Origin of the sequence: Brevibacillus humidisoli (assembly GCF_020923435.1) — a bacterium.
GTDB lineage: Bacteria > Bacillota > Bacilli > Brevibacillales > Brevibacillaceae > Brevibacillus_E > Brevibacillus_E humidisoli.
In genome coordinates, this window is record NZ_CP087263.1 from 3,351,799 (window position 1) to 3,376,667 (window position 24,869).

Below are 24,869 nucleotides of genomic sequence, written 5' to 3' on the forward strand. Positions count from 1 at the left end.
ATGTTCGAATTGCTGAAAGAAGTGGGCCGTGGCAAACGGGGAGCGAAAGACTTAACCTATGACCAGGCTGCTATGGCTGCGGAGATGTTTCTCAACGGCACGGCGACAACAGCACAAATCAGCGCATTCTTGATGGCAGAGCGGATCAAGACGGAATCGGTAGAGGAGATATTGGCGTTTATCGATGTGTATCGACGAGATGCTTTTCTGTATCCGATGCCGACCAGTCTCGACTGTGCCGGTCCTTATGACGGACGTCGGGCATCGTTTCTGGTTACGCTGCCGGCTGCCTTCGTGCTAAGTGCCTGCGGCCTGCCGGTCACGCTTCACAGTAGTCCATCCCTCCCACCCAAGTGGGGAGTGACCCTGTTGGATGTGATGCGGCTGCTCCACATCCCGTTTGAAAACAAGAAGGCTCTCTGCCTGGCCGCTGCCGAAAGTGGAGTGCTGTTCATCCCTACGGAGGACTGGTGTCCCGCTTTGCATCGGCTTCGTCCTCTACGGATGGAGATTGGCGTGCGGACCCTGTTCAATACGGTGGAGAAGCTGCTGCGCCTCTCTGATCCGTCCTCTGTGACTGTAGGCGTATTTCACGGCACAGCTTTGGAAAAAGCCGCACAGCTGCTGATCAGGCTGGGGATAAAAAGAGGGATCGTCGTTCAGGGCATGGAAGGATCAGAAGACGTAACCGTTAGCAGACGGACCCGTACCCTGCTCATCCAGGAGGGGCATAGCGAGCCGTATATGGTTGAACCGGCACTGCTCGGCTTGCAGACTGAGCTCCCGGACGTGATCTGGACTGCGGAACGTCAACTGCAAACGACGATAGCGGTTTTGAACGGAGAAGCAGAGCAAGCTTATCACAACCTGGTACTGCTCAACAGCGCCCTGCGCCTCTGGGGTGCCGGACACGCCGACACACTGGCTGAAGGGGTAGAGATGGCCAGCCATGCCCTTGATGCAGGCCTGGCTTTGGAACAATACCACCGATGGCTGAATACCGTTTGTACGGGGTCAAGTCGGCCGACTCACCTCTCGTGACACTTCGATTTTTTTGTCTTGCAGCGATACATGTTGCGGTCGGCAATCTTGATCAAGCCATGCAGATCGTCATCTTGATCGGGATAGATCGCCGTACCAATCGAGAGAGAAACCGGAATTTTCAGTACCTCTGTCATCACCAACAAATCGTGTTCCACTGCTTGGAGTATCTGTCGCAATCTCTCTTCACTCGAGTAGTGCCCGATCCATAGGAACTCATCGCCTCCCCAGCGGGCGACCAAATCGTTCTTGCCTGCAAATTGAATCAGCACCTCGCCAATTGTTACCAGCACTTCGTCGCCCGTTTGGTGGCCATATCGGTCATTGATCGATTTGAAATTGTCGCAATCGATCATCAAGACAAAGCACTTTTTTCCAGCTTTGTTGGCAGCAGCAGTCAATTTGGCGAATGATTGAATCATGTACCTGCGATTATACAAATTGGTGAGCATGTCTTTTTCCGCCAGAAATGCTGCTTGATCGAACTTCCTCCCTATCCAGTAGGCCAAAAAGAACCATACGGGATAACCGAGTATCCCTACTGGATGCACTGGTCCTCCTAAGGAATAGGTGAAGTAGACCACAAAAAGAGAATGGGTGAAGATGGCCAGACTGACTGCTGTAGTCCTTCCTTTGTATCTCATATCGACCCACTCTCCTTTTCTGCCTGACTGTCATGTGCCATGTGGGCGAACCAGCAGCGAATCTGCTTTTCCATATGACGTAGAAGAAATCGTATATGGCCTTTTCCTCAATCCATTCCCTTCTTTCCACTGTTGCAAAACCAGATTATACGCTGCCTGCTACAGAAAAAAGCGGTTTGCAGCGAAAATTTCTCTTGCTGATATCGCTTGATTCAACGGCCGGTCATGTTAGCGGCACTCCGGCTGTTCTGCCTCTGCCCCGCAGCTGTCCAATTGACCAGAAAGATCCCGATGAATATAAGCAGTCCCCCCACGTATACATACCACTCCACCACTTCGCCCAGTATCATCCAGCCCGAGAGCACTCCAAAAAACGGGGCTAAAAAGAGAAACGCGCTGGTCCTGCCGGGATCACCTCGGTGCAACAAGTAAAACCACACGGCAAACTGAACAATGGAGGCCATGATGGCAAGATAGAGAACGATCAACATAGATGCTGGGGTGATGGTCAGCTTCGTTGGCTCTAGGGTTGCCCCTGCCACAAGCAACAGCAGACCACCAAACAACATCTGATAAGCCGTCAACACCCACACGTCAAATCGATCCCCCCACACCTTAATCAAAATGGTGGCGATTGACCAGCAAACCGCGGAGCCCAGCCCCAGGATGGTTCCCGCTTTCCACTGCAGATGAAGCCCAAGGGTAACCGCTACCCCGACGCATCCAATCAGAACCCCCAGCCATTGGCTGAAGCGGTATCTGGTTCCGAGAAACAGCGTACCCCAAATGACGACCAGAAGTGGATTGATAAAGGTGAGGATGGAACTCTCCCCAGCCGTGATGGTCCGCAGACTTAAAAAGATACAGCCCATTACACCAGCTGTTTGAAAGAAGCCGATCAGACAAATTCTCGCCCAATCAGGGGCAGAAGCAGGCAATGGTCGTTTCATCACCCAGACTGCCATCAACAGGCCGGCCAGCGTGAAGCGGCATCCCGCCAACAGAAGCGGGGACATGTAGGCCAACCCCATCTTGCCAACGGTAAAGGAGGAACCCATAAGCGAAGTGGTCAACAGAACGAGACCCATGTACATGATAGGATTCATGTTTCTCTCTCCATTTCTTGCAATCTCTTCAACTGATGTTTACCGACACCTCTGTATGTACCAAGTATAGCTGAAGGATCTCTCCATGCCTGTCGAAATATGATTTCATGATCATAGCCAGTCCGGATGACTGCATCTGGCTCAGCGGTGTAACTCCATGGATGGCTGTATATCATCGCCAGTACGAGCAGCAGAACGATGACACCGATCAGAAGCAATGCATACATTCTTGAGACGAAGGCCCGCTCGGCCTGCTCCTGCTCAACAGGGCGAATTCCGGAGATGATAAATACGATCACCGCAGACAACAGGATGCTGCTGATATTGACGAACAGCAGCAGCATCGCTTCATACGCTTCATACCACATCGCTGCCCCCAGCGTCATTCCAAGCACGACCACGGGCGGCAGCAGAGCGACCGAGACCATCACCCCGACCAAAGCACCAGAAAATCGTTTCAGCATAGAGATGGCACCCGCTGCCCCGGCAGACAAGGCCAACACCAAATCGTACATATCGACTGTCGTCCGTGCGGTAAACTCCTGGCTGTACTGTGGAACCCCGACCATCGTTCCCCCTGCAATCGACAGTGCCAGAACCAGCAGCCCACCCGTGGCGATGGTCACAAATGAACGAAAAGCCATTCGAAAATCACCGAGGACAGAGGCAAACGCCAGCGCAATAACCGGTCCCAACAGCGGGGCGATCACCATGCCGCCAATGCAATCGCCGCACTGTTTTTTAACAGGCCGATCATCACCACAATCGCAGCCAGCAGGGCAAATGTCAGATATGCCACGTCTAGCCCGCTTTTCGCCCCAATCTCTTCGTACAGCTCATGTCGGCTGGCCCGTTGGATCTTGATCGCTTCCTTCTCTGCACGCTGTTGATCCCGTTTATCTTGACTCTCCTGTTTTCTGTTCATATACGATTCCACAGAAAACAGCATCACCTCAAACCCTTCTGTCCGGTTGGTCACACTCTCCAAATAGTTGAGAATCTCCTCTGCGTTTTCTGTTTTCACCAATATTCGCATCAACTTCTGCTGTTCATTTTCTTTCGTTATCCAGTATGAGACGAGATCGAAGCTTTGTACCTTTCGGTCAATCGCAGCAAAGCAATGGCTCGGTACATATGCTTCAATCAATTGCAGCGACAACCTTCTCACCCTTTCCTAGGTGCCTTGTTGTATACTAGGGTTTCCACTCTTTATACGTCCCAGCCATTGGCCTACTGCATACCCTGTTGAATCGCCTATCACCTTTCGCGCACCTACTTATCCTCGCGATTTATTCAGTCAACCGCTGTCTAGACCGCGAGACGCCTCGTCGATTCTCGTTTCCTCCCATGCCGAGAGTCGTAACATACTCGATAGAGTGAACGAATAACATAAATCAAGTATCGTCAACTGCATGGCGAGGAGGAACGTTGATGCTAAGCAACATGAATCCTTCGACACTCCATCAGATGATCAAGATGATCCAGAATGGGTTGGGAAAGACACATTTCCCGAAAAAAATCATCATTGTTGGAGCAGGCATGGCTGGACTGGTCGCCGCTTCACTGCTAAAAGAAGCTGGTCACCAGGTGATCATCCTGGAAGCATCTGATCGTGTCGGGGGACGTGTTTACACGCTGCGGTCTCCTTTTACGGAGGGTCGCTACCTCGATGCTGGAGCTATGCGGATTCCCCATTTCCATTACCTTACTTTGGCCTACATTCAGAAATTCGGCCTGCCCATTAACCTATTTATCAACAGCACTCCCCGTGATCCACTGTATGTGAACGGAATCAAGACCCGACGGATGGAGTATGAACGCAATCCGGACATCCTCCGGTTTCCAGTCGCCCCCGAGGAACGCGGAAAAACGGCAAGCGTACTGGTGGATTATGCCACGAATCCAGTCGTCCGTCTGATCAACCAATACCCGCAGCATTATTGGGAGATCGTGAAAGCCTTTGATATGTACTCGATGGATTTGTATCTGAGCTGCAATCCCTATCACCGCTCCCTATCTGTCGGTGCAATCGACATGATTAAGGTGCTACTGGCCGTAGAGGGGTTCCCGGAACTGGCCTTCCTCGAGATACTGAGAGAGCTCCTCATCTTCCAACCTCAAACGCGATTTTATGAGATCACGGGTGGGAATGATCAACTCCCGAAATCGTTTCTTCCTCAATTGAAAGAGAACATCCTCTTCCGACATAGGCTGAGGAAAATCATCCAGCAGCCGGATAGAGTAATAATCCAAAGTACACATACGAGTACCTCGCAATCTGTTGAGATCACCGGCAACGTTGCCATCATCACCATCCCGTTCACATTATTGAACCTGGTAGAGGTTGATCCCTACGATGCGTTTTCCTACCACAAATGGAAAGCGATCCACCAACTTCACTATGTTGGCGCCTCAAAAATTGGGATTCAGTTTGAAAACAGGTTCTGGGAGGAGCAGGGGATATACGGTGGGCAGGCCGTAACCGATTTGCCGATTCGCTTCGCCTATTACCCCAGTCATGGGTTTGGAGATCGCGGCGGAGTCGTCCTGGCCAGCTATACGTGGGAAGATGACACTGCGCCTTGGAATGCACTCAGTGATCAGGATCGTGTACAGCAAGCATTGGAGAATCTCGCTGTGATTCACGGGAATCAAATCCGCGGAGAATTCGTCACTGGAACATCCTATAGTTGGGCACAGTCTCCGTTTGCGGCAGGAGCTTTTGCCATGTTTAAACCAGGACAGGAGACAGAATTGTCTCCTTATCTCTCCGTACCGGAAGGCAGCATCTATTTTGCCGGCGAGCATACCTCCCATTATCGGGGGTGGATCCAGGGTGCGGTGGAATCCGGTATACGGGTAGCCCAACAAGTAAATAACCTGCCGCAAACGCTGCTTGCCGAGTGAGGTAGTGAAGAAAGTGGACTCCCTTGGATCGAACAGCTTTATCCGCAATCTGAGAGCCCGGTATACAATACCGGGCTCGGCAGAATCCAAAGCTTATTTGCGCGCCTGCACTTGACAGGGGAGGATCAAGACGATAAGGCCGTTTTTACCAACGGAAGGAAGCATCTACCGTGGAAACAAGCAAACATCAAACAGAGGCAAACGGTTTAGGGGAAACAAGGATTTTAATATGGCCCTTGTTTTTTACCAATTCCTCAAACCCGCCTGCTTGAATATCAGATAAGCGGATTTTCTTCGTGATCAAACCATCAACCTGAAACCTTCCTTCTGCAATCAGTTGAATGACGGAAGGGAAAATATCCCGATAGCCGAGGACTCCCTTCATTTGGCGCTCTTTGAGCACAAACTGATTGGGCGGTATCGATGCTGGCTTCTCCCAAATGCTCACGATGACGATTTGGCCGTTTGTGCGAGCGCTCTCGATAGCACTGAGCAATCCTTGCTCCATACCCGTCACTTCAAAACAGACGTCGGCGCCGCCACCTGTTCTCTCTTGAATCGCTTGCACCACGTCTTCCTTCGTTGGGTCAAAGACATCATGTGCTCCAAATGCCAAGGCCATTCTTTGCCGGTGTTCCGATATTTCCACACCAATGATGCGGCTAGCTCCCGCCACTCGTGCCGCTTGAATCACAAGCAGACCAATCGGTCCAGTTCCGAAGACGACACAGGTGTCCCCCGCTTTCAATTGACTTTGCCTGACTGCGTGCAAGGCAACGGCCGCCGGTTCGATCAAAGCTGCCTGTTCATCGGTCAACTCGGCGGGCAATCGGTGCACCATCTCCGCCTTTACCATGGTCATCTCGGAAAAGCCGCCGCCACCGCCGCTTAATCCATGAAAGCCAATGTGGTCACAGACGTTGTACCAACCGTTTTTACACGCCATACATTTTCCGCAGGACAAAATAGGCTCAACCGTAACCCGATCTCCCACCTCAACGTTGGTGACGCCTTGCCCCACTTCGATCACTTCACCGGAAAACTCGTGACCCAGGACAAGTGGTACGATTTCGTTGGTCAGCGGGTGAGGTTCATTGGGTAAAAAGATCGGACCGGCAAGATATTCGTGCAAATCCGTTCCGCAAATCCCGCACCAGGCAACACGAATTTTGACCATCCCTGGTTGGATCTGCGGTTCCGGCACTTCCTCTACCCGCACATCGCGAATCCCATGCCATCGTGCTGCTTTCATTTCCGACTTCACCCCATTGTTAGGATTCTTTAACCGTGAAGCGCTTGAACGATTGCGTTTTGTAGCGCCTCCCAGACCGCTTCCGAAAGGGTGGGATGGGCTGCTATGAAGCCTTCCATCGTATCTGCCGTCAATTCCGTATGCAGCATAACTGATCCCTGGCCGATCAACTCTGTCGCGCGCGGTCCGACGATGGTCATGCCTACGATTTGCTGATACACCGGCTCGACGATCACTTTCACTTTGCCGATTGCCTCATGCAGAATTAACGCTTTCCCATTAGCCGAAAAGCTAAACTCGCCGATCTGAATCTCTCCGTATTGATCCCTCGCCTGCCGCTCGGTCAACCCTACACCGGCCACCTCCGGCCACGTATAGATACAGCGGGGAACGGCGTGATAACTCACCTTTCTATCTATGCCGCTGGCATGCAGAGCGGCTGTTTCCCCTTCATGAAATGCGACATGGGCAAGCTGAACGCCGCCAACCACATCTCCGCAGGCGTAAATATGCGGAATGCTTGTCTGCATCGAGTCGTTTACCTGAATCCCATGTCTGTCGTACTGCACACCGATTCGATCCAACCCTAGTTCTTGCAGTCTTGGTTTCCGGCCAACAGATACCAAGACATACTCTGCCCGTATCTCTTCCACTCCATCTCCATTTTGTACAAAAGCTGTTTTCGTCTCGGTCTGCAGTTCTTGTAACGCCGCTTGAGTATAGATGGTCACTCCAAAGGCAGCGAGCTGCTTTTGCAGCACGGCGGCGATATCAGGGTCCTCACCCGGCAAGATGTGTTCGGCCATCTCCACAATCGTCACCTTTGTCCCCAACCTGCTGTAGATGCTGGCAAACTCGCAGCCGATTACTCCTCCCCCCACGATCAGCAAAGAAGCGGGAACCTCCGGCAGCGACATCGCGTGCCCGCTGTGAATCACCCATTCCCCGTCAAAGGGGGCAAACGGCAATTGAATCGGTTCCGAACCAGCTGCAATAATCACGCGATCCGCCTCGATCTGCACCTCCCCGTCCTGTTTCTCCACCTGCAGCAGTCGATCGCTTCGAAATGATGCCTTGCCCTGGATCACTTCGATTTGATTCTTTTTCATTAAATAGCCGACACCTTGGACAAGCTTCTTCATCACTTGGCGCTTGTAATCTTGTACGCCGTTCCAGTTTACCGCCACCTCTGCTTCTGGCAGATCGATTCCGAACAGTGCGGCGCGTTTTACCTTTTCGTATGTTTCCGCGCTTTCCAACAGCGATTTCGTCGGGATGCATCCTTCATTGAGACACGTCCCGCCCAACTGCTTTTCTTCGATCAGGATGACTCGCTGACCTCTGCGGGCCGCGGCAATCGCAGCTACGTATCCCGCCGGCCCGCCGCCGATGATTCCTACCGTATTCACAGGCTCCCTCCTTGCTTACAATAACAAGCTGTACGGTTCCTCCAGATAACGTTTGATCGTTCCGAGGAATTGAGCCGCCGGGGCCCCGTCCAGTACCCGATGATCAAACGTGAGACTGAGCGGAAGCAGGCTGCGCTGCTGCCATTCCCCTCCCCGATAAACAGCGGCATCCTCGATCGCGCCGACACCGAGAATCCCCGCCTCTGGCGGATTTAAGACTGGAGTGAAAAACTCTACGCCGTATGCGCCCAAGTTAGTAATGGTGAAGGTAGAGCCTTTCAATTCTACACTGCTCAGCTGGTTGCTGCGAGCACGCTCGCCTACCAATTTGATCGCATTCGACAATTGGATCAGCGAAAGCTGTTCGGCGTGACGAATCACTGGCACCATCAAGCCTTTCTCCAGCGCGACTGCGATCCCAAGGTGGATGTGGCCGTACGTTTCAATCCGATCGTCGAGGTAAGCACTGTTGATCTGCTTGTGGCTCCCCAGTGAAAGCACGACGGCACGAGCGATAAAATCGGTGACGGTCAGTTTCTTTTCATATCGTTTTTGCACTTCTGCCGTCAGTTGTTTTTGCAATTGCAGCAGTTCCGTCACATCCGCTTTCATCGTAATAGTCAGCTGCGCGCTTTGCTGCAAGCTTTCGTGCATGCGGGTGGCGATCACTTTTCGCATGCCGGCAACCGGAGTGATCTCCACAGATTCCTGGGCTGCGACAGAAGCCGTATCCGCAGGCGCCGTCTCAGTTGATTGTTCTCTAGCTGCAAGTGCCTTTTCTACATCCTCTTTCGTGATGCGGCCTTGCGGACCCGTTCCCACGACGGAGTCGAGCGGCAGCCCTGCTTCTTCCGCCATTTTTCTGGCAACAGGCGAGATTTTGAGACCGCCGACGCTGGCTTTCTTGGCTGCGGGTGCCGATGCAGACTGTTCTTGGCCTGTGGCAGCCTCCGCTGTCTTTTCTCCTGCGCTACCGCTCTCGCCAGCCGCTTGCCCCGCCTTTCCGCTATCCGACGCCTGTTCGGTTTTCTCTATTTTTTCGCCAGGTTGTCCGATGTAGCCGAGTACGGTTCCATAGGGAACGGTTCCCCCTTCCGCTACTGCAATGTGGAGCAAAACGCCGTCTGCCGGTGCCTCTACTTCCATTTCAATTTTTTCGGAACTGATCTCGACGACGCCGTCTCCCTTGGACACCTGGTCACCGACCTGCTTTTTCCAGGCGGTCACAGTCCCTTCTTTCATGGACATCCCCAGTTTCGGCATGATTACTTCCGCTGCCATGTCGTTGATTCCCCTCCTTGGTTCGTTTGAGTTGCGGGCGCTCCCAGCATCCCAAGTGGGGAACGCCCATGATGGATTAGGAAACAGCCATGATCGAAGCGTCGCCAATCAACTCGGAGACAGCTTCCAGTACTTTTTGCGGGGAGGGCAGATAGAGATCCTCAAGCGGTGGCGAGAACGGCACGGGCGTATGCGGGGCCGTGATTCGCTTAATCGGCGCGTCCAGCGTATCAAAACCTTTTTCCGCGACGATCGCAGCGATATCGGATGCAACGCTGCAACGCGGATTCGCCTCATCGATCACGATCAACCGATTCGTCTTGGCCACAGAAGCGAGGATCGTATCTTCATCCAGAGGCGACAGACTGCGTGGATCAACCACTTCTGCTTCTATGCCTTTTTTGGCAAGCATGTCGGCAGCTTCCAAGGCGGTATGAACCTGCTTGCCAATCGCCACAATCGTCAGATCCTTGCCTGATCGTTTAATGTCTGCTTTTCCTAACGGAATCGTATAATGGCCTTCGGGTACTTCTCCTGTCAAGTTGTACAGCGTTTTGTCCTCAAAGAAAAAGACCGGATCGTTGTCGGCAATCGCCGTCAGCAGCAAGCCTTTGGCATCATACGGGGTAGAGGGAACCACCACTTTAACACCCGGCAGATGGGTGAACAAGGCGTACAAACTTTGCGAATGTTGTGCCGCTGCGCGAAAACCTGCCCCGTGCATGGTTCGGATTGTAACCGGAACTTCCGCTTTCCCGCCAAACATGTAACGGAATTTGGCTCCCTGATTCATCACCTGATCCAGGCAGCTGCCGATAAAATCGTTAAACATCAGTTCAGCAATCGGGCGTAGGCCGGTAGCTGCAGCCGCCATCGCAGCGCCGACATAGCCTGCCTCGGAAATCGGCGTGTCAAGCACCCGATCACGGCCGAACTCTTGCACCAACCCCTTGGTAACGCCCAGTACGCCTCCCCACGCTTCATCATCCTGCAGATGATCGATCTGCGCCCCGCCGGCTACGTCTTCTCCCATCAGGATGACGTTCTCGTCAGCTCGCATAGCCAGCTTCATCGCTTCATTAATCGCTCCGGAAAACCTGATCGTTCTTGCCATCTTCTATAGCCTCCTCCCATTTAATAAGAAACGTAGACATCGGTAAGCAGTTCACTTGCATCCGGGAATGGACTCTGCTCCGCAAACTGAATCGCCGCTTCAATCGCTTGGTCTACTCCCTGTTCCACTTCCGTCAGTTCCTGTTGCGTCAAAAGCTGCTGTGCTACCAAGTAATCCCGGAACAGCTTGATAGCATCCTGCTCATTCAGGTGTTTCTGTTTCTCCTGATCCTTTTTGTAGGTCTGCGCGTCCCCTTCGAAGTGACCGTAGTTGCGGTACGTAATGCATTCGATCAAAGTCGGGCCTTCTCCGTTCCGCGCTCGGCGGATCGCCTCTTCGGCTGCCTGATACACTTCCATCGCATTTTTCCCATCCACCGTTATGCCGGGAATACTGTAACCGCTTGCACGATCGGCTATACGATTACAACTGGAAGCATACGAGAATGGAGTCGCTTCTGCGTACCCGTTGTTTTCAGCGACGAAAATGACTGGCAGCTTCCAAATCGCCGCCAGGTTGATTCCCTCATGGAATGTCCCTTGATTGTTGGCGCCATCGCCAAAAAAGCAAACGCTTACACCTTTGGTCTGTTTAAGCTTCGCCGTCAAAGCAGCACCGCAGGCCAATGGGAAACCGCCTCCAACGATCCCGTTGGCCCCGAGCATTCCCTTGTCCAAATCGGCAATGTGCATCGATCCGCCCTTTCCTTTGCACAAGCCGGTTGCTTTGCCGTAGATCTCAGCCATCATTCCATTCAAATCGCACTCTTTGGCGATGCAGTGTCCGTGTCCGCGGTGTGTACTTGTAATCGTATCTTTTTTTCCAGATGAGCCCCGAATCCAACAGCAATCGCTTCTTCTCCGGCGTACAAGTGCACAAAACCGGGCAGTTTGCCTTGGCTGAACAAATCGTGTACGGCATCTTCAAACTTGCGAATCTCTAGCATCTTTTGGTACATCCATCTCGCTTTTTCTTGAGATAACCCCTTTTGTTTCGCTTCCGTTGCCTTCATTGGTTTACGCCTCCCATCTTCATGTTTCATGTGCTAGAATGCGATCTTCCTGATGCAATCCTTGTTTCCCCCTTTGTTCTGTACCTCCCCCTTTCTTTCTTTTTGAGCAAAGCAAATCATGTGCCAATACGGGAACGGCTCTACAGTCCTTGAAACAGAAGGATTTCTCTATCGGCTCATCTCATGCTGTCTTAGTCCAAACTGAGACGGTGTCTCATTTTGTCTCATTTTTTCTCATGAGGATAATCATTTGGGGCAAAGGTAGCGTAGCGGTGTTTTGCTTCGGACGGGCATAGTCGGGGGGCACAAAGAGAAAAACAGGTTCGCTCTACTCGTGCCAGTGCCTGCAAGGAAGCGGTCATGACCGTCTCCGCTCCACCAAAGTGGTACGGCGGCCAAAAGCCCTCAAGGGGCGTGGGGAGTTCAGGGAAGCGGTTGGCCGCCATGCGTGTACCACTTTATATCCGCTCCGGCTTTGTGGGCACTGACAAGGCTTTCGCTCACCTGTTTTTCTCTTTGCGCCTCGCAGCTGTTTCTTGTGTACGCAGCATTTGTCTGCGTACGTCCGAAATCTTGTGCTCGGATCAACCTTAAAACTTCCATACTTTACGATAGGAAAAAAATCAGCCAGCGATGTGTGACCACACCGCTGGCTGTATCTGCGTTACCTTACCGATTCAGTTGATATCGTTGGCGATACCCTGCTATTGTCTTTTCTACTTCCTCGGGGGAGAACAGGCGATAGTGCTGATACGCCTGCGCTTCGCCACCTGAGCAAAGCAACGCTCGTACCCACTTGACATAGGTTTCCGCAGAGAGAGCACCGGTCAGCTCTGAGAGACTAGCCATGCTCTCCGGCTCTACCTTGGGATAATCCACTGTCGTTGATCCCCCTGAGGCGATCTCATAAAATTGTTGGACCAGCCTCCCTCTCTCCTCTCCACTTCCTTCTACCAGTACGAACGCCTGCACCACAACTGCTCTGGTCTGCCTTCTCTGGGCAATGCCGCAAAACTTTTTCCCCTTGATGCTTACATCGAACTCACCCGGACAGTAGGCACCCCCCACCTCGCCTGTTTCGATTCGGTCGGAATGATGTTCCAGGCTATGGCCGATCAGAGCTGCCATCAGCTCAAAATGGTGCTGTACGTCCAGATGCCCTCGGGGATTTGGCAAGATTAGGGAAAGGTTGACAACGCCAGGGTCTAGTGGTACGGCAGCCCCTCCCGAGTTACGGACTGTCACTTGATAGCCCTGACGCTCCAACCAGCCGATTGCCTCTGATAGATAAGGGAGCTTGCGATCTCTGGTGCCGAGCACGAAAGCGTTCCGGTGTCTCCAGATGTGCACGATCGGCCCCAGTTGCTCTTGTCCCACCTGCTTGCCATACACTTCATCTACGGCAAACGGGTAAAACGCATCTCCTGTCATTGCCATAGAGGAGACGTCCATGATGGTAAAATGTGCAGGCAAGCCAACTAAGCTCATTTTTGCTCCTTTCTGTCTGTCGAGTTACAGTCGGTACTTTCGTAATTTCCGGTAAAACGTACTCCGCGGCATAGCCAACAGTTTGGCCGCCATGGAAGCGTTTCCGTTTGTTTTCTGCAAAGCCTGGATAATGGTTTGTCTCTCTATTTCCTCCCGATAGGTCAACCGCCCGCTCTGGACCTCGCACAACCTGTTTTCTGAAGTCGGAAAGCGCACCGTCGAGGAAACCTCCTCATCTATGGAAGCCCCATCTGCGATCGATCCGCCTGCACCGAGCAATTCCTCCAGCAGCAGCGGGATTTCATCCTCGGGGATCACATGGATGCGCTCCAGCGTGTTAAACAACTCCCGAATATTTCCCGGCCATTCATACTCAATCAGCCGCTGGATATGGGCAGGTGTCAACGGCAGCTGCAAGTCGTTTTTTTGGCAGTAATAGCGAATCAAGTGTGGGATATCTTCTTTTCTCTCACGCAGCGGCGGCACATGCAGCGGAAAAACATGCAGACGATAAAACAAATCCTCGCGAAATCGTCCTTCCCGCACCAGCTGGTAAATATTACGGTGGGTAGCGGAGATCACGCGAATATCGATCGGAATCTCCTCGTCGCTGCCAATCGGGGTTACCTTCCGTTCCTGCAGGACACGCAGCAATGCAACCTGCATCTGGTGAGGAATTTCTCCAATCTCGTCCAGAAATATGGTTCCTCCGTGCGCCTGTTCCAGTTTTCCCTTGTACCCACGACGGCGTGATCCGGTAAAGGCTCCCTCGGCATAGCCAAACAATTCGCTTTCAATCAGCTCTTTGGGAATGGCACCACAATTCACGGCAATAAACGGACCATTTCTATGGGGGCCATTTTCGTGGATGGCCAGAGCGATCAGTTCCTTGCCTGTACCGCTCTCCCCTCTGATAAACACATTTGCACCGCTCTTGGAGAGTCGTTCAATCTGGTGCAGTGTGCGTCGAAAGGAACGGCTTGTACCTGCTTCCCCCCGGAACTGAATCGCTGGAGAAGAAGAAAAGCCTACGGAGAGACGAGAAGCAGATGCCGCAGAATCCGTCAAATAAACACAGTACCCGATTAACCCTCCGTGTTGTTTGGAGAAGACGGGGGTTCGCATACGTTCCAGGTATCCGTACTCGCTCAGCAGTTGCTGATATTCGGACTTGTCGGGCCATTTCGTGACCGTTTTCCGTACATGTTGGTTGACAAAGACGATCTGCTGCTTCTGGTTCAGGATGGTCACAGGTTGATGGGTTTCGGCATGCTCCAGGGTAGAGCGAATCAGTTCCAGCTCATCCTGTTCACGCCGTCTGTTCCACTCTTGTTCAACGGTATAGGCGATGGACGAGACAATGGCCAGCATCTGGGGATAACTGCGGTCGACTGGGCAGGAGATGTCCAGGATACCGACCAGTTTTCCCTCTTCGTCACGGATCGGGGCAGCGGAACAGCTCCAATTGTGGGAAGCGACAGAGTAGTGCTCGGTGCCGCTGATCGCGATTGGCTCCTGCGAATGGAGCGCCGTTCCGATCGCATTGGTGCCTACTTCTTCTTCCGTCCAGCGCACCCCTTCTACAAAATTGATCTCCCGGGCATATTGCAGCACCCTCTTTTCACCTTTCATCGATAGCACATACCCCTCGGGATCGATCAGCAATGCAATCATACCGGTATCCTGAATAAAATGGGAGAGTTTGTCCACATGGGGCAGCGTGAGTGACAGCAGTTGTTGATGTTTTTGCTGCTGTTTGGCAAAGGGCTCACCTTGAAGGATTTGGCGGCCGATACCTAGATAAGGATTGACACTTCTGTTCTTACAGCGAAACCACGATTCAGAAATCCGCTTATTAATTCGAGCAGAGTCGATTACACCATCTTGAACAAAACGTTTCCAGACCTTGTTTGAAAGCGTTTCGTTGATCATGTAGCGACACCCCACCTCACTCATTAATAAGGGATATAGAATAGCTTACTCTTTCTCCATATTTTTCTCAATATTTGAATAATCAATCAATACCAGATCGATTGTCTATCAACAGAGTTCCTCTGTTCAAGCTGATACTCTTTGATCTTGCGGTACAGCGTGTTGCGACCGATACCTAACAGGCGCGCCGCTTTTGATATGTTTCCGTTTGCCTCTTTCAATGCTTGCTCGATTGCCATGCGCTCCTTTTCGCGAAGCGAAAACGAATCATCCGTGTGCAGACTGTCTGAAACGTCCAGAACGATCTGCTTCGGCTCAATGACAGCGCCTTCTGCCAGAAATGACGCTTGCAGCAATACGGACTGCAGTTCACGGATGTTTCCGGGCCAAGGATAGCTTGCCAGCGTATCAAGAGCGGCGGGCGACAACCTCTGTGCATCCTGCACGTGCTTATAGAGCAGGTACTCTGCCAGCTGACGAATATCGCTTCTCAACCGCAGAGGCGGCAGCGGTATCGTAACCCCTTTTAGCCGATAGTACAAGTCTGCTCTGAAACGCCCCGCCTGAACTTCTTTCAGCAGATCTCGATGTGTAGCGGCGATGATCCGTACATCCACCCTGGTCGATTTCACGCTGCCGACAGGCGTAACGGTTTTCTCTTGCACTGCGCGCAGCAAGGCTGCCTGTGCACGCAGTGACATATCGCCAATCTCATCCAGGAACAAAGTTCCGCCATCCGCAGCCTGAAACTTGCCCAGCCCTCCTTCCTTATTTGCGCCGGTAAAAGCTCCTCTCTCATAGCCGAACAGTTCACTTTCAATCAGCGTATCGGGTATCGCGCTGCAGTTGACCGCTATAAACGGTTCTCGTCCGCTTTCGCTGTGTATGGCCTGGGCAAATAACTCCTTGCCGGTGCCGCTTTCCCCGGTCAAGAGAACCGGGAGATTGCTGTCGGATGCTTTTTTGGCCATTTCCTTCGCGCGTACGATCGAGGGGCAGGTGCCCATAATATCGGAAAAACGATAGAACCGTTCGGTATGTTCTGTTTGCTGTCCCTTCCCCATCTCTTTTGCCGATCGTTCCCCGATGGCGACGGAACCAAAGACCCGATTCCTGTCATCCTGGATCGTGATCACCTTGAAGCTGGGATTGGCGGGCAGTTCCTTTCCAATACAGTCACCCAGGAGCTTGGCAGCCGCCTGGTTTGCGCCCGTGATCCGCTGGTCTGCATCAAGCGTAACCAACGGGAGGGGGTGATGTTCCGTGACCACCTCCAGCTGCCGCAGGGCAACGAGTTGTTTGGCCTGTATCTGTTGCAGCAGCAAGCGATTTTGATAGATCTCTGCCGCCAGAGGCGCGAACCTGGCCAGCGTCGGATGAAATGTATCTCGCGAACCGCTGATGTTAATTACACCGAGAAAGCTGCCTGTCTGATCAAAAATAGGTGAAGCGTCACAAGTGAGAAAGTGGTTTTCCTGAAAAAAGTGCTCGCTCCCTCTCACCACAGCAGGAATTCTCTCTTCGATGGCAACGCCAATGGCATTGGTGCCTTTTCTGGATTCGTGCCAATTGGCGCCAACCTGGAGCTGTACTTTTGCCGCATGAGAGGCAAAATCGGGATCGCCGACTGCAAAGAGGATCGTTCCGTTGGGATCGGTTAAAAACAGTACGCATCCAGACTGTTTTATCAACGGATAGAGATTGTGAAAGACCGCTTCGGCATGTGTGATCAGGGGCTGATAGTGGCGCTGGAGCTCCTTGATCTCAGAACCGGTGATCAACTGATCGTCTGCTTTCTCATTCCGATTCAAGCCTACGAGATGACAACGCTTCCAGGATTGCTCGATGAAATGGCCGCTTTTGGCAAGGGAACGCTGAGACGACATAAGGCTCCTCCTTTCTCTTCCTTGTCTCCTCATCTTACCATATAGATTGGAATATTTTGAATGTTCCATTTCGATCCATGTATCTGTTCCATTATGGAACATAGACCCGCCGATCTGGTGCACTTTTCCCCGGCCTGACAGCGCTTCCACTTTTGGCATCCGTCTTGCAATCTGCCGTAGCAAACCGATTTTGACAAAAAGAAGGAGGAATCGACATGATCTATGCACAACCCGGAAAAGAGGGAGCCAAGGTTACCTTTAAAAAACGCTACGGCAATTTTATTGGCGGGCAATGGGTACCACCTGTGAAAGGAGAGTACTTTGAAAACATTTCACCCGTCAATGGAGCAGCCTTTTGCGAGATCCCCCGCTCCACAGCCGAAGATATTGAGCTGGCGCTTGACGCTGCTCACGCTGCCAAAGATGGCTGGGGGCGGACATCGGTGACGGAACGCGCCCGCCTTTTGAACCAGATTGCCGACCGGATGGAAGCCAATCTGGAAATGTTGGCGGTGGCCGAAACATGGGACAACGGGAAGCCCATCCGCGAAACATTGGCTGCCGACCTCCCGCTGGCGATCGATCACTTTCGCTATTTCGCCGGTTGCATACGTGCTCAGGAAGGATCTCTGGGCGAAATTGACCAGCATACGGTCGCCTATCATTTCCATGAGCCGCTTGGCGTCGTAGGACAAATCATCCCCTGGAACTTCCCGCTGCTGATGGCTACCTGGAAGCTGGCTCCCGCCCTTGCGGCTGGCAATTGCGTGGTACTCAAACCTGCCGAGCAAACTCCTGCATCGATCCTCGTCTTGCTGGAGCTGATTGAGGACCTGCTGCCTCCCGGTATCGTCAACGTAGTGAACGGTTTTGGGCTGGAAGCTGGGAAACCACTCGCATCCAGCAGCCGCATCGCCAAAATTGCCTTTACCGGTGAGACCACGACAGGCCGTCTGATCATGCAGTACGCGTCGCAAAACATTATTCCGGTTACCCTTGAACTAGGCGGAAAATCGCCCAATATTTTCTTTGAAGATGTTCTCGCCAAAGATGACGCTTTTCTCAACAAAGCAATCGAGGGCTTTGTCATGTTCGCACTCAACCAGGGGGAAGTGTGCACATGCCCATCCCGGGCCCTGATTCAAGAATCGATCTATGATCGCTTCATGGAGAGAGCACTGGCCCGTGTCAAACAGATCAAGCAGGGAAATCCGCTGGACACGGATACGATGATCGGCGCCCAAGCCTCCTTTGAGCAGCTAGAGAAAATCATGTCGTATCTGGAAATCGGCAAGCAGGAAAAAGCCGAACTGCTTGCCGGCGGCGGAAGGAACGTGCTTGAGGGGGATTTGGCGGAAGGGTTCTACATTCAACCCACCGTATTCGCCGGCCATAACAAGATGCGCATCTTCCAGGAAGAGATCTTTGGACCTGTTGTCTCGGTAACCACCTTCCGCTCACAAGAGGAAGCATTGGAGATAGCCAATGACACCCTTTATGGTCTGGGGGCGGGTGTGTGGACACGGAATATCAACACGGCCTTCCAGATGGGCAGAAGCATCCAGGCCGGTCGCGTCTGGACCAACTGTTACCACGCTTATCCTGCACATGCCGCTTTCGGTGGCTACAAGATGTCCGGCATCGGAAGAGAGACCCATAAAATGATGCTGGATCACTATCAACAGACCAAAAACCTGCTGGTCAGCTATAGCCCGGATGCTTTGGGCTTCTTCTAAAAGGAGAGGCCATGAAGCGTGTACAAAAGGTGTTGGCCACGGAAGCAGCTTTGCAACTGATCGAACGCCTGAAACAGAAGCACGGCCCCTTGATGTTTCATCAATCGGGGGGATGCTGCGACGGAAGCTCACCTATGTGTTACCCGTTGGGAGAGTTCCACGTTGGCGATAGTGATGTCCTACTGGGAGAAATCGGAGAATGCCCGTTTTACATGAGCCGCGCCCAGTATGAATACTGGAAACACACCCAGCTGGTGATTGATGTGGTCAAGGGAAGAGGAGGCATGTTCTCCTTGGAAGGCCCCGAAGGTGTACGCTTTCTGACCAGATCCAGAGTTTTTGATCCAGAGGAATACAGGCTGCTGCAGGAAGAATGGCAGCAGCAGTCTCACCCCGGCTCATCCGAGACTTGAGAAGAATGCGCCCCCCTTATGTCAAAAAGGGGGGCAACTTCGATAAACGTATCGTCTTGTTCATTGGCTAATAGTGAGCAGGCCGTACCACTTGCCATGTAAAATGCGGGTCTCCCCAGTAAACCGGCGTTGCATCATGACTATCGAACCCTGAATGTCTGATAGTTTCCAGAGGCTTTCACATCCCGATATACAGCGTGGGCAATGCCGATGTCGGTTGATCCCATTCCGATCAGGCAGGCACAGATGATCTCTTTGTCATTTTCTCTCCCCGCTTTTTTGTGCGTAACAATGTCTGGCATCTCGGCATGGATATGAGCTTGCGTGAGTCTGCCCGCTTCGACAAGTTTGACCAGTTCACCGCGATGGGCATTCTGCTCCCAGTTGTCCACCACCAGTTTATCAGCACGGAGCGGGATTTGATCATCCAGTTCTTGAAAGGAACCTACAGATATGACAAGTGCTCCTTCTTTTACCCATTCCTTCATCACCAAAGGCTTGTTGGCTGTCGTGACGGTGACAAGAATATCTGCCTCTTCTGCCACATCCTGATTCCGTTCGGCCACTACAACTTCCACATTCAGTTCTCTGCTCATGTCCGCAGCAAATTGTTGGGCCACTTCTTTGTTGATGTCAATGATATGCACTTTTTCAACAGGAATCAGCTCCGCGATGGCTGTCAGATTGGTCCGCGCCTGGATTCCTGCGCCGATGATGCCGACCACTTTGGCATCCTGCTTCGCCAGGTATTTCACGGCCACACCTGTAGCAGCTCCAGTACGGTAATCGGTGATGTAGCTGCCATCCATCACAGCAAGCAATTCTCCTGTTCTTGGGTCATTTAATAAGATCGTACCACTGATATACGGAAGCCCTTTGGCTCTGTTGCCTTCAAAACCGCAGACCCACTTGATCCCCGAGATATCGATCTGCTCGCCGATATACGCGGGCATCGCATTAAAGGACCCGCCATATGGCGGCCAATCGTTTCCTTCCCCTAGATCAAGCGTAATCTTTGACGGCATCAGGACTTGTTCGCTTCCATGCGCCCTCCATACCTGCTCTACGATCCCAATCATCTTTTTCATGCCAAGCACTTCTTTTACCTGTTGTTGCGAAATGAGCAGAACCTCTGTCATCTCGATTTCCCTCCTCTTTCCATCATCAATTATCTTTTGTCTCTGCTGGCAAGATCGATTAGAATGGCCCCCAGTCTATGACAACGGCGAATGCGATTACCAGCATCACCCATATTCCCCATTTGACCATGAGAGGGACCATGAACCGAAACCACTTGTTAAAGGGAATGCCGGCGATTCCCAATGAAGCCATTAACACCGAATGGGTGGGGGTGATCAGATTCCAGAAGCCGTCACCTGCTTGAAAAGCAAGCACAGCCACTTGGCGGTTAAGTTGAATCAAATCGCTTAATGGACCTAAAATCGGCATCACAACAACCGCCTGTCCGCTCGATGAGGGCATGATAAAGTTGAAGATACCTGTTATGAAGTACATCCCCCACGCCGCAATGATCGGACTCCATTCCTGCAATGGGATCGAAAGGCCGTACACAATCGTATCCAGTATATTCCCTTGTTCCATGACGACCAGTACGCCTCGGGAGATTCCTACAAGGATTGCCGCCGTTGTCATCTCTCTGGCTCCATCCATAAACTGATCCGTCACCCGATTGAAATCTCCTTTGTACAGGATCAAACCGATGACAAAGCCCATCAGGATAAACAGCGCACTCAGTTCGGCGAAATACCAACCCAGTTTGATGATTCCGAAAATTAGGCCGATTAGGGATATGCCCAGAATCGTAAGCACAATCTTATGTTGCTTTGTTAACGTGGTATCCAGTTCCTCGTTATCGTTCAGATTTGTTTCCATTCCATAGATCACGCTTTGTTTGGGATCTTTTTTCACCCTGCTAGCATATCGAATCAGGTGGTGAGCCGCGATAGCCACAGCGCCAATCATAAAAACGGTCCGCAATCCTACTCCCGAAAACAACGGCAGTTCTACAAGGTTTTGCGCAATTCCTGTTGAAAAGGGATTGAGCGGACCGGCCGAATATCCCGCATACACCCCCAGCAATACGATAGCGACAGCGGTAACACGGTCATAGCCTAGCGCAGCACACATCGTGATCAAGATGGCGACAAACGGCAAGGTTTCTTCTGACATGCCAAACGTGGCCCCGCCAATCGCAAACGCACTCATCACGACAAGAATAAACATCGACTCTTTTCCGGAAAACCGTTGAATTAGCCTGGCCAATAAGGTGTTGATCGCGCCGCTTTTGATCACGATGTGAAAGACGCCACCAATAATAAAGATGAAGCTGATGATTTCCGAGGCTTTGATAATGCCGTAAAAGATCGATGACAGCATGTCCCATAGGCCCACCGGATTTGACTCAACCGCATGGTAACTGCCAGATACGACGACTGTTTTCCCCGTTCGCGGATCCTCCATGCGATCAAATTCTCCGGCGGGAACCACATAGGTAAGCAGGGTACAAAATAAAATGACGATCATCAACAAGGAGACAGATGAAGGAAATTTCACTTTGATCATGTGCACACCCCTTTTGTTTTGCTAGATCGCTGCAGTTCATGCTCGTATTCCGCCAATGCCTCATCCAGCATGTTCAAGCCTTCATCGATCTGCTCCTGTGTCACAATTAAAGGCGGGATCATGCGAATTACTTCTCCGTAGTTCCCACATAGGTAGAACAACACTCCCTTTTCGAGGGCCAGATCCAAAACTCTCAACACCCCCTCTCCATCTGGTTCCTTCGTGACCGGGTTGATCAGTTCAATCCCAATCATCAAGCCAACGCCGCGAATATCACCAATCACCTGATGCTTTTCTTTCATTTTTTGCAATTTTTCCATCGCATAGGTACCCATCGCTCGCGCGTTCTCCAGCAAACGCTCTTCCCGGATCACCTCCAGAGTGGTCAGTGCGACTGAGCAGGCAATCGGATTCCCGCCAAACGTCGTCCCATGACTGCCTAACGGCCACTGTTTCATCAACTTACTCGAGGCGACCGTTGCGCTTAACGGCAGGCCGGAGGCAATCCCTTTGGCGATGGCCATGATATCCGGCACAACCTCGAACGTCTGCGCTGCAAACCATTCTCCGGTACGTCCAAATCCGGTTTGTACTTCGTCAAATATGAGCAGGATGCCATGCTGATCGCATATTTGCCTGATCTTCTTGAGCCAACCACTTGGCGGAACTATATAGCCCCCCTCACCCAGAACTGGCTCTATGATCATACAAGCTACCTCTTCCGGTGTTACCTGATGTCGAAACAAACGCTGCACGTCTTGTTCCAACTTCTCCACACAATAGCTGTCCGGATCCATCCCAGGAGGACACTCTCTCACGTTGGCGTAAGGCAGTTGATACGCAAAGGTAGACGACTGAACGTATTTACGATATTTGCTTTTCGAGGTGGTAACACTTAAGGCACCAAGAGAACGTCCATGAAAACAGCCCGTAAATGAGACCACATAGGGACGTCTCGTTACGTACTTGGCCAGTTTCAGCGCTCCTTCGATCGCTTCCGTTCCACTGTTGGCAAAAAAGAAACAATCCAGATCGCCCGGCAGAATCTCCGCCAATTGATCGGCCAAACGCAAGATAGATTCGTAGATAATAACGCCAGAAGGACCATGCATCAGTTGATCAGCCGCATCTTTGATGCTTTGTACGATTTTCGGATGCCGATGACCGGTGTTGGCTACGGCGATGCCCGAGGTGAAATCCAGATACCTCCTGCCGTCCAAGCCGTAATAATAGCACCCTTCCTCCTTTACGACAGGTAAATTGGGATGATCTTTCGCCATACTAGGTGCTAAACGATTGGGCATATTTTTGACAAGATGCTCCCAATCCTCCCAATCTTTCTCCATTTGGATTCCCCCCTACATAAGAACAACTAAGATCGATTTGGGGAATCGTTTTTTGCAATATACGTGCCAAATATTTTGAAAGGCTCACGAACCAGAGGCTTCCCTCTGCGCTCATGAGCCTTTTTTGGATCTGCTAGAGGCCGTACTTTTGCAGTTTTCTGACGATCGACGGTTGGCTAATGCCGAGCACTTTTGCCATCTCCGTCTGTGTTTTGCAAACCGTTTTTGCCCGGGCAAGAATCTCCCGTTCGTACTCCTCCAGCATCTCCTTCATCGTTCTCGGATGGTCGTCGGATTCTCCCGGCAAGCTGATAGCGGGGATAGGCGAAGCATATGCATCCGGAAGATCTTTTAGGGTAATGACCGGAGAGGACGAGGTGACGACCAACCGCTCTATTAGATTGATCAACTCTCTTACGTTTCCCTTCCATTCGATAGAGAGCAAGCGCTTCAGCACGTCCTCGTGCAGTTCTCGTTTCCGGTGATACTTTTTGGAAAACTGGGTGAGCAATCGGTCGATTAAGGGGATGATATCCTCTGTCCGTTCGCGTAAAGGCGGGATTGTAATCGGCACAACGTTGAGCCGGAAGAATAAATCTTGCCGAAAGGTTTTTTTCCGCACCATCTCTTCCAGATTTCGATTGGTGGCGGCGATCAGTCGGAAGTCCACCTTTTTGATCGCGGTCCCCCCTACGCGATAGAATTGCTTTTCTTGAATAAATTTTAGTACCTTCACTTGATTGGCAAACGATAATTCACCGATTTCATCGAGAAACAAGGTACCTCCTTCGGCCAATTCGGCAAAACCAAGCTTGCCCTTTTTATTGGCCCCAGTAAATGAACCCGTCTCATAACCGAAAAACTCCGCTTCAAACAGCGATTCCGGAATCGCTCCACAGTTTACTTCAATAAAAGGGCCGCTGCGGCGCGGGCTTTTTTGGTGAATAAACTTGGCGATGAGCGACTTCCCTACACCTGACTCACCTAACAAGAGCACATTTACATCAACCTCGGCGATCTGCAGTGCTGTATCAATCACGTTTCGCATCTTTGCACTGTTTGCGATCACGCCATCGACCAGGTAGCTGCGGCTTCTCATCAGTTCCAATTCACTTTTTACACGCTGCATCTCGTCTTTCATCTCAATCAGGTACTTTTCCATTTCCAACAATTCGGTCACGTCATGAGAGTAGCTGACGATGCGAACCAGGTCATTATTGGGATCAAACACCGGGATTCCGGTAACCAGCAGCTTTTTTCCGGTCTGCGTGGTTTGAATAAACGTTGTCTTCTTCCTGTTTTTGATCACAATGGGAGTAGCCAGCGGCGTAAACAAGCCTTCCTTTTCCAAGTCGTAAACAGACTTTCCGATCAAATCCTCCGAGTTGACGTCATAGATGGAGCCGGTCGCCTCACTTACCTTGAGAATGATTCCTTCGGTATTGGTGACCAATATATCATCCTTCAATGAGTGGAGAATGGCTTCGTATTCGTTCCATTTTTTCTTTCGCGTGCCCATGGTGACACTCCCCCCTTGCGCTTCCTATCCAAAAATGAATAGTTGCTGATCCCACCTCTCCAATCATCACGGTGCAGCTGAATTCATCGCAATTATTCGTTTTTTGATATATTATACAATTTAGAATAATAGGATTGCTACCGCATCTTCACCGAATCATCACAGCAAATCATGCAACGCTTCACAACCGAATCTTTTGA

At 51.6% G+C, this 24,869-nt stretch carries 20 protein-coding genes and 1 pseudogene; 4 read left to right on the top strand and 17 right to left on the bottom strand.

The genetic code is table 11. The annotated features are described in order from the left end of the window. On the top strand, positions 1–1,041 hold the full coding sequence (locus LOK74_RS16375; protein ID WP_230043088.1) for an anthranilate phosphoribosyltransferase: 1,041 nt from the start codon (positions 1–3) through the stop codon (positions 1,039–1,041). Here the strand turns inward: LOK74_RS16375 and LOK74_RS16380 are convergent. The 4 genes from LOK74_RS16380 to LOK74_RS16395 form a co-directional block, all read right to left on the bottom strand. Beyond that, positions 1,029–1,685 carry a GGDEF domain-containing protein gene (locus LOK74_RS16380; RefSeq protein ID WP_230043089.1) on the bottom strand — a complete coding sequence of 219 codons (657 nt, stop codon included), beginning with the start codon at positions 1,683–1,685 and terminating at the stop codon, positions 1,029–1,031. The two genes, LOK74_RS16375 and LOK74_RS16380, sit on opposite strands and share 13 nt — an antisense overlap. 212 nt (positions 1,686–1,897) lie before the next feature. Further along, positions 1,898–2,791 carry a DMT family transporter gene (locus LOK74_RS16385; protein ID WP_230043090.1) on the bottom strand — a complete coding sequence of 298 codons (894 nt, stop codon included), beginning with the start codon at positions 2,789–2,791 and terminating at the stop codon, positions 1,898–1,900. After that, positions 2,788–3,486 carry a TIGR00341 family protein gene (locus LOK74_RS16390; protein WP_230043091.1) on the bottom strand — a complete coding sequence of 233 codons (699 nt, stop codon included), beginning with the start codon at positions 3,484–3,486 and terminating at the stop codon, positions 2,788–2,790. Before LOK74_RS16390 ends, LOK74_RS16385 begins: the two co-directional genes overlap by 4 nt. 11 nt (positions 3,487–3,497) lie before the next feature. After that, on the bottom strand, positions 3,498–3,950 hold the full coding sequence (locus LOK74_RS16395; protein WP_230043092.1) for a hypothetical protein: 453 nt from the start codon (positions 3,948–3,950) through the stop codon (positions 3,498–3,500). Between the two features lie 272 nt (positions 3,951–4,222). Here LOK74_RS16395 and LOK74_RS16400 point away from each other — a divergent pair, with 272 nt between their 5' ends. Further along, the gene (locus tag LOK74_RS16400) at positions 4,223–5,698 is read left to right on the top strand and encodes a flavin monoamine oxidase family protein (protein WP_230043093.1); all 1,476 of its coding nucleotides are present in this window, start codon (positions 4,223–4,225) and stop codon (positions 5,696–5,698) included. Between the two features lie 187 nt (positions 5,699–5,885). Here LOK74_RS16400 and LOK74_RS16405 read toward each other — a convergent pair whose 3' ends face one another. The 9 genes and pseudogenes from LOK74_RS16405 to LOK74_RS16450 all read right to left on the bottom strand — a co-directional run bounded on the left by LOK74_RS16405 (position 5,886) and on the right by LOK74_RS16450 (position 17,072). After that, positions 5,886–6,950 (bottom strand): 2,3-butanediol dehydrogenase, encoded by a 1,065-nt coding sequence (locus LOK74_RS16405; RefSeq protein ID WP_230043094.1) that lies wholly within the window; start codon positions 6,948–6,950, stop codon positions 5,886–5,888. Between the two features lie 29 nt (positions 6,951–6,979). Then, on the bottom strand, positions 6,980–8,359 hold the full coding sequence (gene lpdA, locus LOK74_RS16410; protein ID WP_230043095.1) for a dihydrolipoyl dehydrogenase: 1,380 nt from the start codon (positions 8,357–8,359) through the stop codon (positions 6,980–6,982). Positions 8,360–8,374: 15 nt separating this feature from the next. Beyond that, on the bottom strand, positions 8,375–9,640 hold the full coding sequence (locus tag LOK74_RS16415) for a dihydrolipoamide acetyltransferase family protein (protein ID WP_230043096.1): 1,266 nt from the start codon (positions 9,638–9,640) through the stop codon (positions 8,375–8,377). A 76-nt stretch (positions 9,641–9,716) separates the two neighbouring features. After that, positions 9,717–10,754, bottom strand: a complete 1,038-nt coding sequence (locus tag LOK74_RS16420; RefSeq protein ID WP_230043097.1) for an alpha-ketoacid dehydrogenase subunit beta — start codon at positions 10,752–10,754, stop codon at positions 9,717–9,719. Positions 10,755–10,774: 20 nt separating this feature from the next. After that, a pseudogene (locus tag LOK74_RS16425) lies at positions 10,775–11,766 on the bottom strand (thiamine pyrophosphate-dependent dehydrogenase E1 component subunit alpha). Between the two features lie 224 nt (positions 11,767–11,990). Further along, on the bottom strand, positions 11,991–12,212 hold the full coding sequence (locus LOK74_RS16435; protein WP_230043099.1) for a hypothetical protein: 222 nt from the start codon (positions 12,210–12,212) through the stop codon (positions 11,991–11,993). Positions 12,213–12,435: 223 nt separating this feature from the next. After that, on the bottom strand, positions 12,436–13,254 hold the full coding sequence (locus LOK74_RS16440; protein ID WP_230043100.1) for a lipoate--protein ligase family protein: 819 nt from the start codon (positions 13,252–13,254) through the stop codon (positions 12,436–12,438). Positions 13,255–13,278: 24 nt separating this feature from the next. After that, positions 13,279–15,186: a sigma-54-dependent Fis family transcriptional regulator gene (locus tag LOK74_RS16445; protein ID WP_277613390.1), complete on the bottom strand. Its 1,908-nt coding sequence runs from the start codon at positions 15,184–15,186 to the stop codon at positions 13,279–13,281. A gap of 86 nt (positions 15,187–15,272) precedes the next feature. After that, on the bottom strand, positions 15,273–17,072 hold the full coding sequence (locus LOK74_RS16450) for a sigma-54-dependent Fis family transcriptional regulator (protein ID WP_230043101.1): 1,800 nt from the start codon (positions 17,070–17,072) through the stop codon (positions 15,273–15,275). Between the two features lie 215 nt (positions 17,073–17,287). On the opposite strand from LOK74_RS16450, the gene adh reads away from it, so the two are divergent. Continuing rightward, positions 17,288–18,808 (top strand): aldehyde dehydrogenase, encoded by a 1,521-nt coding sequence (adh, locus tag LOK74_RS16455; protein WP_230043102.1) that lies wholly within the window; start codon positions 17,288–17,290, stop codon positions 18,806–18,808. An 11-nt stretch (positions 18,809–18,819) separates the two neighbouring features. Beyond that, positions 18,820–19,221: a DUF779 domain-containing protein gene (locus tag LOK74_RS16460; RefSeq protein ID WP_230043103.1), complete on the top strand. Its 402-nt coding sequence runs from the start codon at positions 18,820–18,822 to the stop codon at positions 19,219–19,221. Positions 19,222–19,361: 140 nt separating this feature from the next. Here LOK74_RS16460 and LOK74_RS16465 read toward each other — a convergent pair whose 3' ends face one another. From LOK74_RS16465 to LOK74_RS16480, 4 genes are all read right to left on the bottom strand, one after another. Continuing rightward, positions 19,362–20,360, bottom strand: coding sequence for an ornithine cyclodeaminase family protein (locus tag LOK74_RS16465; protein ID WP_230043104.1), 999 nt, complete (start codon positions 20,358–20,360; stop codon positions 19,362–19,364). Positions 20,361–20,418: 58 nt separating this feature from the next. Beyond that, positions 20,419–21,804, bottom strand: coding sequence for a YfcC family protein (locus LOK74_RS16470; RefSeq protein WP_230043105.1), 1,386 nt, complete (start codon positions 21,802–21,804; stop codon positions 20,419–20,421). Further along, a complete protein-coding gene (locus tag LOK74_RS16475) occupies positions 21,801–23,150 on the bottom strand; it encodes an aspartate aminotransferase family protein (protein ID WP_230043106.1) in 1,350 nt (449 codons plus the stop codon). Before LOK74_RS16475 ends, LOK74_RS16470 begins: the two co-directional genes overlap by 4 nt. 133 nt (positions 23,151–23,283) lie before the next feature. Next, the gene (locus LOK74_RS16480) at positions 23,284–24,669 is read right to left on the bottom strand and encodes a sigma-54 interaction domain-containing protein (RefSeq protein ID WP_230043107.1); all 1,386 of its coding nucleotides are present in this window, start codon (positions 24,667–24,669) and stop codon (positions 23,284–23,286) included. Between the last annotated feature and the right edge of the window lie 200 nt (positions 24,670–24,869).